This window comes from Rhizobiales bacterium NRL2 (assembly GCA_001664005.1).
Lineage (GTDB): Bacteria > Pseudomonadota > Alphaproteobacteria > Minwuiales > Minwuiaceae > Minwuia.
Genome location: CP016093.1, coordinates 1,159,196 through 1,175,074 on the forward strand (window position 1 = coordinate 1,159,196; position 15,879 = coordinate 1,175,074).

The window sequence follows — 15,879 nt, forward strand, 5'->3', positions numbered from 1 at the left end:
TATCCAGTCGAGCTAACTGCGGGTCGCAGTAACAGGTTGGGTGAATTTGAAGGTGTCGACGGATGATCGAGCTTCGTAAGCACAAGAAAACGATGTCGGCCGGAGGGGCGATCTTCGCGGCGGCCTTGGGGCTGTCGGCGGTGACCAGCGGCGCCGGCGCCGCGGACTGGTCGACCACTTTCCTGTCCATCAATCAGGCCGAATATCTCGACAACTTCGTGGCGGACGAGCTCAACGCCGCGATCCGGGAGAGTGACGTTCGGCTTTCGACCAATAATCGCGTGACCATACGGGGGCGGCTGGACAACAACGTTTCCGTGCGCGTCGGCGGCAATCTGCTCTATTTCCAGCACATTGACCGCACCGATCAGGATTCGCTGGGCGTCGGCGGTTTCGCCGACGTGGCCAAGCGCTTCGGTGCGCTGACGGCACGTGCCGGCTATTTCGGCAACTACCGCCGCAAGGATGGTGTGAACCAGTTCGTCGAGAATGGCGCGCTGCTGAGCCTGACCTACAACCCGAGCCGGGTTTACACGCTGTCGGCCCAGAGCCGCATCGCCTATCGTGATTTCGATGACCAGAACTTCGGTGGTCTGGACCAGGTGCGCGGCGACGTCTTCCTGCGCGCCTACTGGTATCCGTTCGAGGACGCGACCTATCTCGGCGCCGAGCTCGGCGCCATCCGGGAAAATGCCGAGACCGATTTCAACGCGACGACATCCTTCCTGGCCGGCGTCCGTGCGAGCCATCATGTGACGGAGCGTACATCTGCTCCCTTGGCGTAGCTGATCGTCTCAGGCTGTCTCAAACTCCACGATTTCTGCCACTTTCCTGTCTCATCCTGTCTTGCATTGTCGCTGGCGATCGCAGAGGATATGTACGTGAAATCGTGGGTAACGGCATATGGCGGACACAATCAATCGCCTCAACGCGAGGCAGGTTCAGACACAACCCGTGGGGCGTCATCACGACGGCGGCGGGCTCTATCTGCAAGTCATCGAGAGCGGCGCGCGCACATGGCTGTTCCGTTACATGCTCGACGGTAAACAGCGATGGATGGGATTAGGCAGCGCGCGCGATGTGCCATTGAAGGAAGCGCGGGAGAAGGCGATGGAGTACCGCCGCCTCCGTGCCGAAGGCATCGATCCCATAAAGTACCGTGACCGCGAGCGGCAACGACGACGCGAAGACCTGCTTAGCTCCGTAACGTTCCAGAAGGCCGCTGAAGAGTACATTCGCTCTCACGAAGCAGGCTGGTCCAATCCAGCACACGCTTCGCAATGGGCAAATTCGCTGCGGGACCACGCCTATCCGATCATTGGCGATAAGGATGTTGCAGAAATTTCAATGTCGGACGTGTTGCGGGTTCTTGATCCAATCTGGCTAACGAAGACGGTAACCGCGACACGTGTCAGAGGCCGGATCGAGAAGATACTTGATTGGGCGAGAGTGCGGGGCCATCGAGTTGGTGAGAACCCGGCACGATGGCGAGGCAATCTCGAAACGCAGCTGGCCCCACCGAACCGGGTGCGCCGTGTCGAACATCATAAGGCGCTCCCATGGTCTGAGATCGGCGACTTCATGGCGGAGCTGCGCGAGCGCAAAAGCATCGCAGCATATGCGCTTGAATTCATGATCCTGACAGCGTTACGCACCAGCGAGGTTGTCGACGCGCGCTGGGAGGAGTTCGACCTGGGTAATGCCGTTTGGACGGTCCCAGCCGAGCGCATGAAGATGAAGAATGAGCATCGCGTTCCGCTCACCGCGCGCGCCATTGATATTTTGCGCGAGCTGGAGAGGTCGTCGACCGGAGATCATGTGTTCACCAGTGGTGATGGCAGGTCGCTGCACAAGAACACCATGCTGGCGCTCGTGAGGCGGATGGGCCGTAAGGACATCACGGCGCATGGCTTCCGTTCCACATTCCGTGATTGGGCCGCTGAGATGACAGCGTATCCGTCGGACGTCGTGGAGATGGCCTTGGCACATGCCATCCGCAACAAGGTCGAGAGTGCCTATCGGCGCGGTGATCTGTTTGAGAAGCGGAAGCGCCTAATGGATGAATGGGCCCAGTTCTGCAATACACCGTCACGGAATGAGGTTAGGTCGGCGAATGTGGTCTGGATAAATCAGTAGAGCGCCCGTTCAGAGGACGGTGGTGTGGTGCCGGCAATCGCGGGCTCGCAGAGATCGTCGTTGCGCTCCAGCAAGCTTCGTAGGGGGTTCCCATCCGCCTGTCACGTGCTGATACAGCGGCGCGGCGACTGGACGTGACCTAGCCGCGAATTCTCTCTCGGAAACGGTCGATCATCCTCGTTAATGCGCCTCTGGCGGGAAGCGAAGTTCGAATATAACGTGGTTGACTGGGGTTAGATGAACGAGGTCGCACGATATGTACATCCTCCCATTCTTGAATAGTCCGCTCCATCTGAAATACGTATTTCTGAACGACCTTACTTCCGTAGGTTCCATTTGCAATGGTCAGCATTTCTGCCGCGGCGTATAGGTAGGCTGTGGCAGCAGTTGAGGTACTGTAATCTAAAAAAACGGTTCTCTTTGTTTCGGCCGCGATATCGAACGCATCGCTGTATGGAATTTCGGATATGAGTGTCCGCGCATTATACTGGGCTCGGAACTCGTTGACCCGGTCTTTGCTCTTTGTTGACCATGGCGGCACTCGCGTAATTAACACGAATGGGTCATCAGCATGGGCCCTTCCTGAATTGCGCAAACGTTTGACCGTTGTGTCGAGGCGTTGGAAACCGTCCAGCGCGAAACGCTCCGGCGGCAACGGAGCCAGTATATAGTCCGCCAGAGAGAGCGCATTGACGCTCAAGATACCGAGGGAGGGCGGACAGTCGAAAACGACCCAATCAAATGTTGTGGCAATGTCTCTGATATTGGGTCCCAGTCGCAAAAAATCATCTTCGTCTGCATTAACTTCCAGCTCGACACCCGCCAGTTCCAGCGAAGAAGGCAGCACGTAGAGATCGGGAAAAATTGTCGGCAGGCACGATTGTTCCGTGATCGGCGTGTTCCCTGCGACGGCTTCATAGGCTCCGGGAAACTCGCTATCGTCCGTTCCATCGAGACCGACGGCGCTCGTGGCGTTGCCCTGAGCATCGAGGTCGACGAGCAGGACGCGTTGGGAAGCCGCGGCGAAGGCGGCTGATAGATGAACAGCGGTTGTCGTCTTGCCGACACCGCCCTTCTGGTTGGCGACTGCTAAGAAGTTGGCCATTAGCGATGCATTATAGTGCCGATACTCTGCAGAAATAGCATAATTTTCTGCTAGATGATCGCCGGGGGAGTTTTGCGAGAAACTCGCAACTCATGTGACATGTCCATGCTGTTGCAGGCATGGTAAATGCGGATGAGGCGAACGGTTGTTGCGGCGATTGCCGTCCTACTGTTCCCAGCGATTGCGAATGCTGAACGGCTCAATGATGCCGAGATCAAAAGGCAGATGATTGAGCAATCAATCGCCAGCTACTCGGGGAACTGTCCTTGTCCCTACAATCGAGCGCGGGATGGCAGCCGGTGTGGCCGCCGTAGCGCCTACAATCGGCCAGGTGGCGCAGAGCCGCTTTGCTACCCACAGGATGTGACGCAGGGAATGGTTCAGCGTTACCGGCAACAGCATGGGCTTCGATAGGATGCCACGGACGGGCGATTGCTGGATGACACGGCGAACGGAACCCAGTGACCGAGGGATGTTATCGGAAAATTCGTCGTTTCTTTGGTTGGCGAGGAAGGGCTGGCTATCCCCTATACGTCAGCCGCTCATCCTCTTAGCCGCATCAGTTTGTCGTAGACAAGCAAGGCTGCATGGGCATCGCTGAGCGCTCTATGGTCAGCAGTGACGTCAACGCCTAGGTGTTTGGCGACGTTGGCGAGCTTGTACGATCTAAGCGAGACCGTCGTTCGCGCCATCTCCAGAATATCGTGATATTCGTTTGTGGCTCTGATCCCGATCCGCGACCACTCCGCCGATAGGAATTTTGCATCGAAGGCGGCGTTGTAGGCGATCAAGGGCAAATCACCGATAAATTGACGAAGGTCTCGGAAGACCTGTTCGGATGGCGATCCTTCCGCTCTGATCTGCTCGGTTGTGATGCCGGTAATCTGAGTGATTTTCCGAGGAAGATCGACGCCCGGATCGACGAGCGTCTGAAACGTCTTATGCACTTTGTTCGATGGGTTCACCCGGATCGCGCCGACCTCAATGACACGCGATTTCAGCGGATCAAGTCCCGTTGTCTCGAAATCGATGCAGACGAAGAGGTCGCCCAGTTCCGGAGATGGAATTCGCGGGGCGGGTTTCTCTGGTCCAGCGAATAACCGTTTCAGCCAACTTGCCATGTCGCAGTCCGCCTGTTTCAGAAGTCCCGGGGGCGGTGGGCGTCACTATGCGGTATACCTCATTGAGCGCATCTGATGTCCCAGACATATCTCGGCGCACCAAACGACCCCCGACCTTCTGCCGCTTCACGTGTTTTGAGATATCCAGCTGGGCACAGCTCCATCGCCTTCTCCGCCAAGGCCGCTTGAAGGATGGCATAGCTGTCTATCGCGCCGTACTCATAGTGAAGCCGATACTCGGCGGGCGCACCCGTTGCGGAGGAAGATAGGCGGGAGCTTTCGACACCGCCACAAGCCGTCAGCATCACCGCCATCCCGGATACAATCAAAGCTCGGCCCATCGGCTCCCCCTTAGTCCAGGCTATCCGGGCATGGACCTGCCGCACAAGTACGCGGCGATTTCCTTCGCTCATTGATGAAATGTCGTCCAGTAGCGCGTCGAACCGAGACAGTTGAACTCGATTTGACATAAGCAAAAACTCTTATAAACTATTGGTATAATTGCATAATGCCCCGAAGTGCAGCAGCAAATGCTGCCGTCTGCAAGTGGACTTGCAGCCAAAGTCGGCCTCCTACGCGCGCCCGCGATCACGAATTTCGCCAAGGGCGAATGGCATCCGCCCCGCGTTCCCCCGCATGTTTGAGCGACGAGGCTCCAACAATTGTTGATGCCCCCCTGACCAGCCCCCAGCGATTGATCCGGGTGGAATGTTAGTGCATGGGCGGCTTTGCCGCCAGGCCGGCCGGCTGGTGAAGCGGAGCGGAGCCTGACGGCCAGCCTGGCGGAATGATGACCTCCGGGGCCGGTGGTCGGTAGCCGAGACGGCTGTGCGGTCGGATCGTGTTGTAGTTACGGCGCCATTGTTCGATGACCACCTGCGCCTCCTTCATCGTGTAGAAGATTTCCCCGTCGAGCAGCTCGTCCCGGAACCGGGCATTGAAGCTCTCGATAAAACCGTTCTCCCAGGGCGAGCCCGGCTCGATGAACGCCGTTCTGGCGCCCACCGCTGATATCCAGCGCCGCACGGCCTCGGCGACGAACTCGGGGCCATTGTCGGAGCGAACGAAGGCCGGTGGACCGCGGAGAATGAACAGGTCCGTCAGGACGTCGATCACATCGACCGACGAGAGCTTCCGGCGAACCCGGATCGCCAGGCTCTCGCGCGTGAACTCGTCCAGCACGTTCAAGGTCCGGAAGGTCCGGCCATCATGTGTCCGGTGGTGGACGAAGTCATAGGACCAGACATGGTTGGGCCGTTCTGCCCGCAGCCGCATGCAGGATCCGTCGCCCAGCCACAGCCGCCGCCTCTTCGGCTGCCGGGCCGGTACCTTCAACCCCTCGCGCCGCCAGAGGCGCTCGACCCGCTTGTCGTTGATCTGCCAGCCGGCCTCCCGAAGCAAGGCCGCGATCCGGCGATAGCCGTATCGGCCATACTGACGGGCCAGCTCGATCATGTCCGCCACCAGCCGGGCCTCGTCATCACGTCCACGCGGGAGATGGCGCTGCGTGGAGCGGTGCTGGCCGAGAACCCGGCAGGCCCGGCGCTCCGATATCCGGAGACGCCGGCGGACATGATCGATGCAACGTCGGCGGCGCGAGGGGCTCAGAAGTTTCCCTTCGCAGCTTCACTCAGAATCTGCTTGTCCAGGGTCAGGTCGGAGACCGCCCGGCGCAGCCGCTCGTTCTCCTTCTCGAGCTCCTTCAGACGCCGCAGCTGATCGCCGCTCATGCCGCCATATTCCCTGCGCCATCGGTAGAAGGTGACTTCGCTGATACCCAGCTGCCGGATCGCATCCGCCATCGACATGCCCTGGCTGTGCAGGACGTCCGCCTGGCGGAGCTTGCCCACGATCTCCTCAGGCTTGTGACGCTTCCTTGCCATCTCTGATCCTCCTTGTTCCAAAACATCAGGATGGACCAATTCAATGGGGGAGGCTCAGGATGCCGGCGTCTCGACGGAGCGGGCGGCGGAAGCGTGGGTGGCGGATGTTGTCCGCCTTGCCGGGGCCGCCGCGTGAGTCGCACCGTCGCCTTTGTCTGCATCAACGGCACGGGTATGGGCCACGCCACGCGGATCCTCGCTATCGCGCGTCGGCTGCCGGCCGACGTCACCCCGGCCGTGATCTCGAATTCGCCCGCGCTTGACGCCTTCGACATGCTGCCGGGTGCGGTGGTCGAACACATCCCCGGTCATGAAGTCCTCGAGATCTCCCGCAACGCATGGATTGCGCAACTCCGCCAGGAGTTCGACGGCCTGATGCGCTTCTATGATTGCCGGGTGATCGTGCAGGACGGCACCGCCATTTTCCCATGGGTGCAGGATGCCGTGACCGGATCGGACGAGGGGCGCAGGCTGGCCTGGATCCGGCGGCCGATGTGGCGCGACCGCCGCCAGGTCTACAAGAACCTCCAGGCCCAGGCCTTCTGCGATCTCGTCGTCGAGCCCGGCGAGCTGGCGGCGGAGAAGGACCACGGCCCCACGACCCGCGCCAACGAACTGGCGCCGCCGCCTTTCGCCTTTGTCGCGACCGCGCCGATCCGGCTGCTGGATACAGGGGAACTTCTCGACCGCGCGACAGCGCGCGCCCGCCTCGGGATCGCCGACGGTGAACGCGCGGTGCTGATCCAGCTCGGCGCGGGCGTGGAGCGGAACTGGAACGCCGCCGCCGCCGCCATTGCCGCGGCCCGCCATGTGCGTAATACCCGCATCTTCCTCGCGCGCTGGAAGATCGCCGGCGCCCAGCCGCACTACGGCGAGGATGTGACCGTGCTCGACACCTATCCTCTGGCCAGGTTCTTCAACGCCTTCGACCTGGTCACCAGCGCCACCGGATACAATTCCTTCCATGAGATCATGGCCTCCGACCTGCCGGCGGTGTTCGTGCCCAATCAGATGGAAGTGGACGATCAGGCGCTCCGGGCCTCCTATGCCGCGGAACGGGGGGAAGCCGAGCTTGTTCCGGCAAACCCCGGACAGGACCTGGCCGAGCGTCTCGGCGCAGCCTTCTCGCGCGTGATGACGCGACGTTCGCCGCCCCGGCCGGCGCACTACCGCGACAACGGCGCGCAAGCCGCCGCCGATGCGATCGCCGCGCTGGTGCCCGATTGAGGTTTTCGCCGGCGCGGCCGAAACTGGACCGATGAACCGCACCACAACCCACGGACAGCCCGGCGCCGACGGCGCCGCCATCCGGCGCACCCTCGACATCGCCGAGCATCTGCGCCTGAGGGGGCGGTTTGCGGAGGCGTTGCCTCTCTACCGCCATGCGCTGGAGAAGGGCGTCAGCGACGAGACGGTGTTGGAAGCGCTCCGGACCTGCTGTACGCGGCTTTCGGTGCCCGCCGCGGCGGAGTTCGAGCGCGTGCTCGCCGCCCGGCCGGACTTCGACGGTCTCCGGCTGCATCTGCTCGAGGAGCACCGCCGCAGCCGCAATCATCCCCGCGTGCTGGAGATCGCGCTCGCCGCGCCGGAGCCCCGTCTCCCGCTCATCACCGAACGCGCGGCCGAATCGGCGCTGCAGCTCGGACGCGACGATCAGGCCCGCCAACTGTTTGAGGAACTGCTGGTCCAGGACCCGGACAACCCGGTCGCGCGGCGCGGCCTGGCCCGTCTGGAGGCGCGCGTGCGCCGTTTCGACAAGGTGCTCGACGCCCTCGACGAGGCTGAGGGCGAGGCGGGGCCCGACATCCAGACCCTCGACCTTTCCGTTTCGGCGCATCGACGTCTGGGGCAGACGGCAGAGGCCGCCAGGACCGCAGCGAATGGCGTCGCCGCTCTGTTGCGAGCGGATGAGGGGCTTGCCGTGGCGCGGCTGTTGGACCGCTTCCGCTTTCCGCGTGCGGCGGCGGAACTGCGTGAGCGGACGATCGGAACGGAGGGACAGGAGTCGCTGCGCCGCCGCCGCCGCGCCGCCGGCCATTTGTTGGCCGACGGCCGGGTTTCCGATGCGCTTTTGCTGTATCGCGGCAGCGGCGACCCGCGCTGGCGCAGGCAGGTGCCCCAGACCCAGCGCCGCCGGTTCGAGGACATCGCGCGCGCCCTCGGAACGGTCGAGCCGGAAGCCTGGCCGTATCTCGCGGACCACGTTGTGGTCCTGCCCGATATCGTGCTGAGGTGGCTGGTCGGCATGTGCGACCGCATCCGTCCCTATGGGCCGCCCGGGCGCGGTGTCGTGCTCGTCTCCGGCACCCTTGGGGCAGGCGGGGCAGAACGACAGCTGGCCAAGACAGCGTTGGGCCTGGCGCGGCGGCGCGCCGGCGACGCGCCGGAACTTGCGGTTGCAACGCTCCAGGACCCGGGCCGGTCGGGAAATGCGGCCTTCGGCGAAGAACTCGCCGCGGCGGGCGTCGAGGTTCTGGATCTCTTCGCCGGCCGGAATGGCGGGGCGATCGAGCTGCCCGTGCCGATGGCGCCGGCGGAGCCTCTTCTGGCGCTGCTGCCGGCCAATCTCGCCGAACCGATCGCCGGGCTCTGCCGTCTGTTCGAGCGCCGCCGCCCCGCAGTGGCCCATGGCTGGCAGGACATGACCGGCGCGATGACGGCCCTCGCGGCACTGCTGGCAGGCGTCCCGCGCATCATCATCGGCACGCGCAGTCTTGCCCCCGACCGCAAGGAAGGACGGAACCGGCCCTATCTCAGGGACTGGATGCGTCTGCTGGCCGCAAACCCGCGGGTCACCCTGCTCAACAACAGCCTGGCGGGCAGGCGCGACTATGCCCGCTGGCTGGGGGCGCCGGTGACCGCGATCCGGCATCTGCCGAACGGCTACGACTTCGACGCCATGCGCCACGATATCGGTCCGGCACTGCCCTCGGGCGGGCGCGTGGTTATCGGCGGGGTCATGCGGATGACCGAGGAGAAGCGGCCGGAACTCTGGCTGGAAGCGGTGATCGAACTCTGCCGGCGGCACCGGCATGTGGACGGCAGGCTGGTCGGCGACGGACCGATGCGGGCGCGGCTGGAGGGACGCCTGGCCGAATCGGGATTCGGCGACCGCATCGTCCTGGCCGGCCGGCGCAGCGACATGTGGGCTCAGTATGCCGCCATGGATCTTCTGCTGCTCACCTCGCGGACCGAAGGGCTGCCCAACGTCCTGATCGAGGCACAGTCCTTTGGCCGGCCGGTGGCGGCAACGCCTTCGGGCGGCGCGGCCGAGACCTTCGTCGACGGCGAGACCGGCATTCTGCTGCCGCGCGACGGGCCCGGCGGGATCGCCGATGCGCTCGAAGCTCTGGTGAGCGACGCCGACATGCGTTACCGCTTCGGCGAGAGAGCGGCTGCTTTCGTACGCCGCGAGTTCGGCCTTGAAGCCATGATCGACCGGACACTGGCGCTTTACGGCTGGCCGGCAAGGGACGGGGACAGACGTGACGGCTGACGATCGGAAGCGCGGCGACGAGGATGAACAGGCGGTCGTGGCGGGATTGCGCGACGCCTTTCGCCGGGGCTACGCCGCGCTCGCCAGCGAGAACGAGAGGCTGCGCCAGCAGGTGGAACGACAGGCGCAGCTTCTGGCCGGCTATTCCGTGCGCGAGCGCAATCATCGACGGCTGGTGGAGGATCAGCACCATCTGCTGACCGCGGCGCGGGACGGCGGCGGGGAAGGCGCGCTGCTGCGGATTCCGGTCCGGGAGGCCATGGATCTCCCGCCGGCCACGTCCGCTCCGGCGCCGGAGCCGGCGCCCGCTGTGGCCGAGCCGCGGCGCGGGTTGTGGAACTGGATGCGGCGCGGCGCGCCGACCGACACCGTTCCGGCCGTGGAGACGGACGGGACGGCAGGCGACGAGGACGCACGTCGGGCGGCGGCGATCTTCGACCGGATCCGCCGACCCTCTGCCCTGAGCTACCGGCCCTCGCCCGGGCTTGCAGCCTTCAGCCTGCCGCGCGGCGAACTGCGGACCATCGCCTTCAATCTGATCGAGACGCCGGAGGATCAGATCGACGGGCTGGCCGAAGAGATCGGCGAAGCTGTCGCGATCAACCGTCGCTTCGCGCCACTGATCGTGACTACTTCGCGCAGCGAACTGGGCGCCCTGCGCCGCCGCCGTCTGACCTACGAATCCCTGCCGCCGTTCGGTCCCGCGATCAGCCGGCTGACGGGGCTCGAGGACCCGCGCTTCTACTACGACCTCCGCTTCCGCTACCTGCTCCGCAAATGGCGTGCGATCTCGGTGGTGAACATGTCGCCCGTCTATGCCTATGGCGGCGAGGATCAGTCCGCCGGAAGCCCCGATTCGTAGTCCGAGGGATCCAGTTCGCCGCTCCGGCCCTCGAGCAGATCGGCGATCAGGACCGCCGATCCGCAGGCCATGGTCCAGCCGAGCGAGCCGTGCCCGGTGTTGAGATACACGCGGTCCACCGGGCTCCGGCCGATGATCGGCACCCCGGTCGGCGTCATGGGGCGCAGGCCGGCCCAGAACTCCGGCGGCCCGTCATGGTCCAGGTCGGGATAGATCCGCCGCAGGTCCCGGACGAGTTGCCCGGCCCGCCCCTGGTCCAGCCGCGGATCATGACCCACGAGGTCGGCCTTGCCCGCGACGCGGATGCGGTCGCCCAGGCGGCTGACCACCATCCGCCGGGTCTCGTCGGTCACGCTGACCCGCGGCGCGCTGTTCGTCGCGGCCAGACGCAGGGTCGCCGAGTAGCCCTTCAACGGATAGATCGGCAGGTCGAAGCCGAGGCTGCGGGTGAGCGGCGGCGTGTCCAGCCCCAGGCAGATCACCAGATGGTCGGCCATGTGCCGGACGCCGCCCGCCACGACCGAATGGAAGCGGTCGCCATGCGTGTCGATGCGCTCCACCTGCTGACCCAGGACGGTGCGAACGCCAAGCCCTGCGGCGGCGTGCGCCAGGGCGCGGGTGAAGGCCTGGGCGTCGCCGCTTTCGTCGCCTTCGGCGTAAAGTCCGCCGGCCACTGCCCTGTTGGCGACCGCTGCACCGAGCGCCGGCTCGATGTCCAGGATCTCGTCGGGTCCGACGGCGCGCAGTCCGACGCCGAGCGGCGCCATGAAGTCGACGATCCCCTCCGCCTCGCGCAGCGCCGCGTCACTGTCGTAGACGCGCAGTATGCCCCGGCGTTCGCGGTCGAACTCGGGGCGGACCTCCTCCACGATCTCGTGGAGCCGATGCTGGCTGGCCAGCGCAAGCCGCACCATGCGCCGTGCGTTGCGCCGCCAGACATCGTCGCGGCAGCTCGCCAGGAAGCGCAACAGCCACCACCATTGCCGCGAATCGGCGGTCAGACGCAGTTTGAAGGGACCATCGGCCTGACGCATCCACGCCAGCGCCAGGCGCAGGTTCGACGGACTGGCCCACGGCACCGCCTCGGAGGGGCTGATCTGCGCGCCGTTCGCGTGGCTGGCGCCGGTCGCGGGCTCGGTCTGGCGGTCGATCACCGTGACGCCGTGGCCCCGGCGCGCCAGTTCCCAGGCGGTGGTGATTCCGACGACGCCGGCGCCGAGGACAATGATGTCGGATCCTTCGGTCAAATCGCCTTCAAGCTGTCTGCTTGCCTCGTGATCGTTCCTCGCCCATCGTTCGCGCATGAAGGTCATATACAGTTCCGATCAGCAAGAACATGCGCCGCGCGCATTTATCTCGAGCGGCCGCCTGCTCGACAGTCCCGAACGTCCCGAACGGGCCGAGCGCTTCCTGGAGGCGGTCCGCGCCGCCGGCCACGACATCGAGGCGCCGGGAAATTTCGGCCGGCGGGAAATCGCGGCGGTGCACGGCGTCGATTATCTCGAGTTCCTCGAAACCGCTCATGAACGCTGGTCGGCGCTGCCCGACGCCAGCCCGGAGGTCGTGGCCAACGTTCACCCGGGCCGCCACATGGCGCACCGGCCGGATCACGTGGTCGGTCAGGCCGGTTGGCACATGGCCGACACCGCCTGCCCCATCGGCGCGGGCACCTGGAAGGCGGCTCGATCGGCGGCGCACTGCGCGCTGACCGGGATGCGCTTCCTGCTGGAGAACGAGACCCCGGTCTACGCGCTCTGCCGCCCGCCCGGGCATCACGCCTTTGCCGACATGGCCGGCGGATTCTGCTTTCTCAACAACGCCGCCATCGCCGCGCAGCAGGCCGTGGCCGCCGGGCGGACGGTCGCGATCCTGGATATCGACGTCCACCACGGCAACGGCACGCAGGGCATCTTCTACGGCCGGCGGGACGTGATGTTCATCTCGGTCCATGCGCATCCGGGCGACTTCTATCCGTTTTTCAGCGGTTATGCCGACGAGCGGGGACGGGGCGAAGGCGAAGGCTACAACCTCAACCTGCCGCTGGCCCGCGGGGCGGGCGACGAGGACTATCTCGCGGCGGTGGAGAAGGGTCTGGCGGCCATCCGCCGTTACGGTGCGGACTGCGTTGTGGTTTCGCTCGGCCTGGACGCGCAGGAGAACGATCCCCTCGGCATATTATCGGTCACGACGGAGGGCTTTCGCCGCGCCGGCCGGCTGATCGGCCGCGCGGCCACGCCGGCGCTGATCGTGCAGGAAGGCGGATATCTCTGTCCCGAGCTCGGCGCTAACCTGGCCGCGTTTCTTTCCGGCTATCTGGACCGATAGCGGCCGGCGGCCTGCGGATCTACCAGTCGCTGGCCGGGCACCTGGCGTGCTCCTCGCGATAGCTGGACGGGGTGTCGAGGCGCGCGTTGTCCCGCGCCATCTCCTCGCTGTTCTTGCGCCGGGCATCGGAGACGACCGTGTCGACCGCGACGCGGAAGCGCTCCATCGCCTGCTCGATACTGGCGGCGGGGATGGCGCGCAGCAGGGTCGAACCGCCCAGCGCCGTCTCCAGTTCCTCCTTCAGCCGCCGCACCCCGGAGCGGTAGATCTCAACATGGCGTTGTTCGTGCGCCATGGTGACCCGATAGGGGCAGGTGCCCGGGACGAGTTCGGAAGCGATGAAGACGTCGAGCTGCAGCACGTCGAGGCGGATGTCGAGCCGTTTCAGCCGGAAACAGTCGCGGCGCTGCTCGGCCGCGGCGACCGACATGCGCACCTCCGTGTTCAGCGTGAAGGCCGTGGCGCCGACCTGGCGCACCGCGCCGGCGCGCGCCCCGCGGCCATGCGCCCGCATCGCCTGCGGGATCTCGTCGGAGGCGAGTTCATGGCTGATGCCGGGGGCGGGAAAGGCGAGCGCGATCCCGATCTGCGGCGCCGATGCGCCGCAGGCCGCCTGGACCGTCCCCAGAAACGCGGAGAGGAGAACGGTCACGATACTCAGGCCAGGAAAACGCATGGGCGATTCATGCGCCGAAGTGCGCGGCCACGCAACCCGCCTTGCATCCGGGTCGGTGGCGCGGCCACCGTCCGGCGGCCGGGACAGGCCGTTCAGGCAACAAAAAAGGGCGACCGCGAGGCCGCCCTTCTTCGTGACACCGGCCGGAGCCGGCGATCAGTAATCGCGCTTCTTCTTGCCCCCGAGAATGACGAACTTGCCGTCCGCGCCGGTGAAGACGCCCGGACCGGGCTTCAGTTCCCCATGCATGGGCGGTGGATCGTCAAGCGGCTGGTGGGGGCCGCAGCCGGCCAGAAGGCCGACCGCGACACCAACCAACAGAAGAGGGCGAAGAAGCCGAGACATCAGAACCGGATGATCATGCCGGCCATGACGGTCTGGGCGCTGTCGACGGCATCGCCGCCGAAGTTGTGCCCGACACCCACATAGGCGTCAGCACCCGCGGCCACGCCCTGGACCAGGCCGACACCGAGGCGCGCGTTGTTGTTGCCGTTGGCAACGCCGCCGTTGTTCATCTGGAAGTCGACGCCCAGCGAAGTCGGGCCCATGTCGGAGTAGTTGCCCTTGTGGGCCAGGCCGACATAGTACATGAAGTCTTCTTCGGCGTTGTTGTTGTCCGCGTAGCCAAGTGCGGCATTCACGGCGATGCCGCCGAAGTTCAGGCCGAACGAACCCGCATAGGTTTCATTGTCGAAGTTCGAGTCGTACCCGACACCCGCCAGCACGCCAACGCCGCCGACCTGACCCGAGTACCGCAGTGCACCGGTGATCTGGCCGTTGACGGCATGTGACACCGACGCCGCGGCGCCGCCGAAGGACGGGGTCGTGTAGCGGACCGCGTCGACACGGTCGCCATCGCCGATCGACAGGAAATTGACGCCGGCATTGGCGATGCCCGTGGTGTTCTCCGGGTTGATACCCGCGACACCCGCGAAATTGAACGAGTTGTGGACGATGCCGTCCGTCGCCTCGCTCTGATGGCCCATCGCCAGGGTGCCGAAGCCGCCCTTCACGAACACATAGGCCTGGCGCGTGGCGAAGGTGTCTTCGACCACCTCGTTGTCCAGAACCGCCTGGGCCGAGGAGTTCGATTCCATTTCCATCTCGAGGCGCGTGCCGACCGTGGTGCTGTCGGAAACAGGCGCATCGGCGTCGAAGCGGATGCGGGATGACGCGGCGTCGTTGTCGACGTGCGTCAGGGTGGCGTTGTCGTTCGCGTCGGAGATGAACATCATGGCGCGGTTGATGTGACCGGAAATGGTCAGCTCGACGCCCTTGACGCCCTGGCCGATGCCCTGCTCGACGGTCGAGTTCTTCAGAGCCTCGACTTCCTTCGACAGCGCGTCGATCGCAGCGGACTGCGCCTTCAGCTGGTCTTCCACGCTGCCATGAGCAGCAGCATAGGCGTTACCGGCGGTCAACAGAGCCGCAGCGGCCACACCGGCGAGTAGATATTTGTGGTTCACCTTGTTTGCCCTCCTTAAGGAAAAACGCACTTCCTTCGCCGCCGTTCCGATGAGGCTTGTGCCCTCCGAATTGCGACTTGTTGTCTGTTACGCCAGCAAAGCCGCGGGTGCAAGCGGTTGCGGCCCGGTCCACCGCCGCGTGCGACGGGCCCCCGAGCGAGCATGGCGGGATTCTAACAAATTGATACTAAAGGAAAAAACCAATTGTGAAGCTGGTTCTGCGGGCGCCGGCAAGTCCGGTGTCCCGCCAGTTTCCGCCACTCTGTTGCGCGTTGGCCACATGGTCGCCGATCAGCGCGCGGCGCCGGCGAGGTCGCGCAGGGCCGCGATCACCTCCCGGTCGCGGGGCGCGAGACGCGCGGCGCGGATATAGGCGGTCACCGCCGCCTGGGGGCGGCCGGCGGCGCGATGGGCCCGGCCCAGCGCCTTCCAGGCCTCCGCATTGTCCGGCGCGCGTTCGACAGCGGCTTCGAGAGCGGTAACGCCACTGGCGCCGACCGGCGATCCGGTTTCTCCGGAGAAGCGGTTGAAGCCGTAGACCGCCATGGCGGTGGAGGCTGCGGCGGCGCAGACGGCGATGATGGCGAAGGAGCGCTGCATGGTCGTGGTCCATGGCTTTGAAGGGGCAAGCGATTCGAAAGGCTTATCCTCACTGAACCGTCATGAATCAACTCTTTCATCGCGACGGGGTGCTGCTACACTGCCGTCGGGGTCGCATCGATAAGCGTACCGTAAAAGAACGCGCGCAGGGACGGCCCGTGAGACCGTGCAAGGCATTACAACTCAAGAGGTGACAGACATGCTGATGT

The 15,879-nt window shown here is 64.9% G+C and carries 14 protein-coding genes; 7 read left to right on the forward strand and 7 right to left on the reverse strand.

Annotated features, from left to right (window positions below):
* The first annotated feature begins 62 nt into the window (after positions 1–62).
* The 3 genes from TEF_05330 (at position 63) to TEF_05340 (ending at position 3,172) form a co-directional block, all read left to right on the forward strand.
* Complete coding sequence (locus TEF_05330) at positions 63–785, forward strand: hypothetical protein (protein ID ANK80278.1); 723 nt, start codon at positions 63–65, stop codon at positions 783–785.
* Positions 786–903: 118 nt separating this feature from the next.
* On the forward strand, positions 904–2,136 hold the full coding sequence (locus TEF_05335; protein ANK80279.1) for an integrase: 1,233 nt from the start codon (positions 904–906) through the stop codon (positions 2,134–2,136).
* 619 nt (positions 2,137–2,755) lie between these two features.
* A complete protein-coding gene (locus tag TEF_05340; GenBank protein ANK80280.1) occupies positions 2,756–3,172 on the forward strand; it encodes a hypothetical protein in 417 nt (138 codons plus the stop codon).
* Between the two features lie 611 nt (positions 3,173–3,783).
* Here the strand turns inward: TEF_05340 and TEF_05345 are convergent.
* From TEF_05345 to TEF_05355, 3 genes are all read right to left on the reverse strand, one after another.
* Complete coding sequence (locus TEF_05345; protein ANK80281.1) at positions 3,784–4,188, reverse strand: hypothetical protein; 405 nt, start codon at positions 4,186–4,188, stop codon at positions 3,784–3,786.
* An 885-nt stretch (positions 4,189–5,073) separates the two neighbouring features.
* The gene (locus TEF_05350; protein ANK80282.1) at positions 5,074–5,916 is read right to left on the reverse strand and encodes an integrase; all 843 of its coding nucleotides are present in this window, start codon (positions 5,914–5,916) and stop codon (positions 5,074–5,076) included.
* A gap of 50 nt (positions 5,917–5,966) precedes the next feature.
* Positions 5,967–6,245: a transposase gene (locus tag TEF_05355; GenBank protein ANK80283.1), complete on the reverse strand. Its 279-nt coding sequence runs from the start codon at positions 6,243–6,245 to the stop codon at positions 5,967–5,969.
* 174 nt (positions 6,246–6,419) lie between these two features.
* Between TEF_05355 and TEF_05360 the strand changes: the two genes are divergently transcribed.
* The 3 genes from TEF_05360 to TEF_05370 are packed head-to-tail and all read left to right on the forward strand — an operon-like array spanning position 6,420 to position 10,603.
* Positions 6,420–7,472, forward strand: coding sequence for a hypothetical protein (locus TEF_05360; protein ANK80284.1), 1,053 nt, complete (start codon positions 6,420–6,422; stop codon positions 7,470–7,472).
* Between the two features lie 31 nt (positions 7,473–7,503).
* Positions 7,504–9,741, forward strand: coding sequence for a hypothetical protein (locus tag TEF_05365; protein ID ANK80285.1), 2,238 nt, complete (start codon positions 7,504–7,506; stop codon positions 9,739–9,741).
* On the forward strand, positions 9,731–10,603 hold the full coding sequence (locus tag TEF_05370; protein ANK80286.1) for a hypothetical protein: 873 nt from the start codon (positions 9,731–9,733) through the stop codon (positions 10,601–10,603). The genes TEF_05365 and TEF_05370 overlap by 11 nt, the downstream gene beginning before the upstream one ends.
* Here TEF_05370 and TEF_05375 read toward each other — a convergent pair.
* The gene (locus tag TEF_05375) at positions 10,576–11,832 is read right to left on the reverse strand and encodes a hypothetical protein (GenBank protein ANK83292.1); all 1,257 of its coding nucleotides are present in this window, start codon (positions 11,830–11,832) and stop codon (positions 10,576–10,578) included. The genes TEF_05370 and TEF_05375 overlap by 28 nt on opposite strands.
* Before the next feature lie 73 nt (positions 11,833–11,905).
* On the opposite strand from TEF_05375, the gene TEF_05380 reads away from it, so the two are divergent.
* Positions 11,906–12,928, forward strand: coding sequence for an acetylpolyamine aminohydrolase (locus TEF_05380; GenBank protein ANK80287.1), 1,023 nt, complete (start codon positions 11,906–11,908; stop codon positions 12,926–12,928).
* A 19-nt stretch (positions 12,929–12,947) separates the two neighbouring features.
* Here TEF_05380 and TEF_05385 read toward each other — a convergent pair whose 3' ends face one another.
* The 3 genes from TEF_05385 to TEF_05395 all read right to left on the reverse strand — a co-directional run bounded on the left by TEF_05385 (position 12,948) and on the right by TEF_05395 (position 15,670).
* A complete protein-coding gene (locus TEF_05385; protein ID ANK80288.1) occupies positions 12,948–13,604 on the reverse strand; it encodes a hypothetical protein in 657 nt (218 codons plus the stop codon).
* Positions 13,605–13,948: 344 nt separating this feature from the next.
* Entirely contained in the window at positions 13,949–14,986 is a 1,038-nt protein-coding gene (locus TEF_05390; GenBank protein ANK80289.1) for a hypothetical protein, read from the reverse strand.
* Between the two features lie 375 nt (positions 14,987–15,361).
* Positions 15,362–15,670 carry a hypothetical protein gene (locus tag TEF_05395; GenBank protein ID ANK80290.1) on the reverse strand — a complete coding sequence of 103 codons (309 nt, stop codon included), beginning with the start codon at positions 15,668–15,670 and terminating at the stop codon, positions 15,362–15,364.
* Positions 15,671–15,879 lie beyond the last annotated feature (209 nt).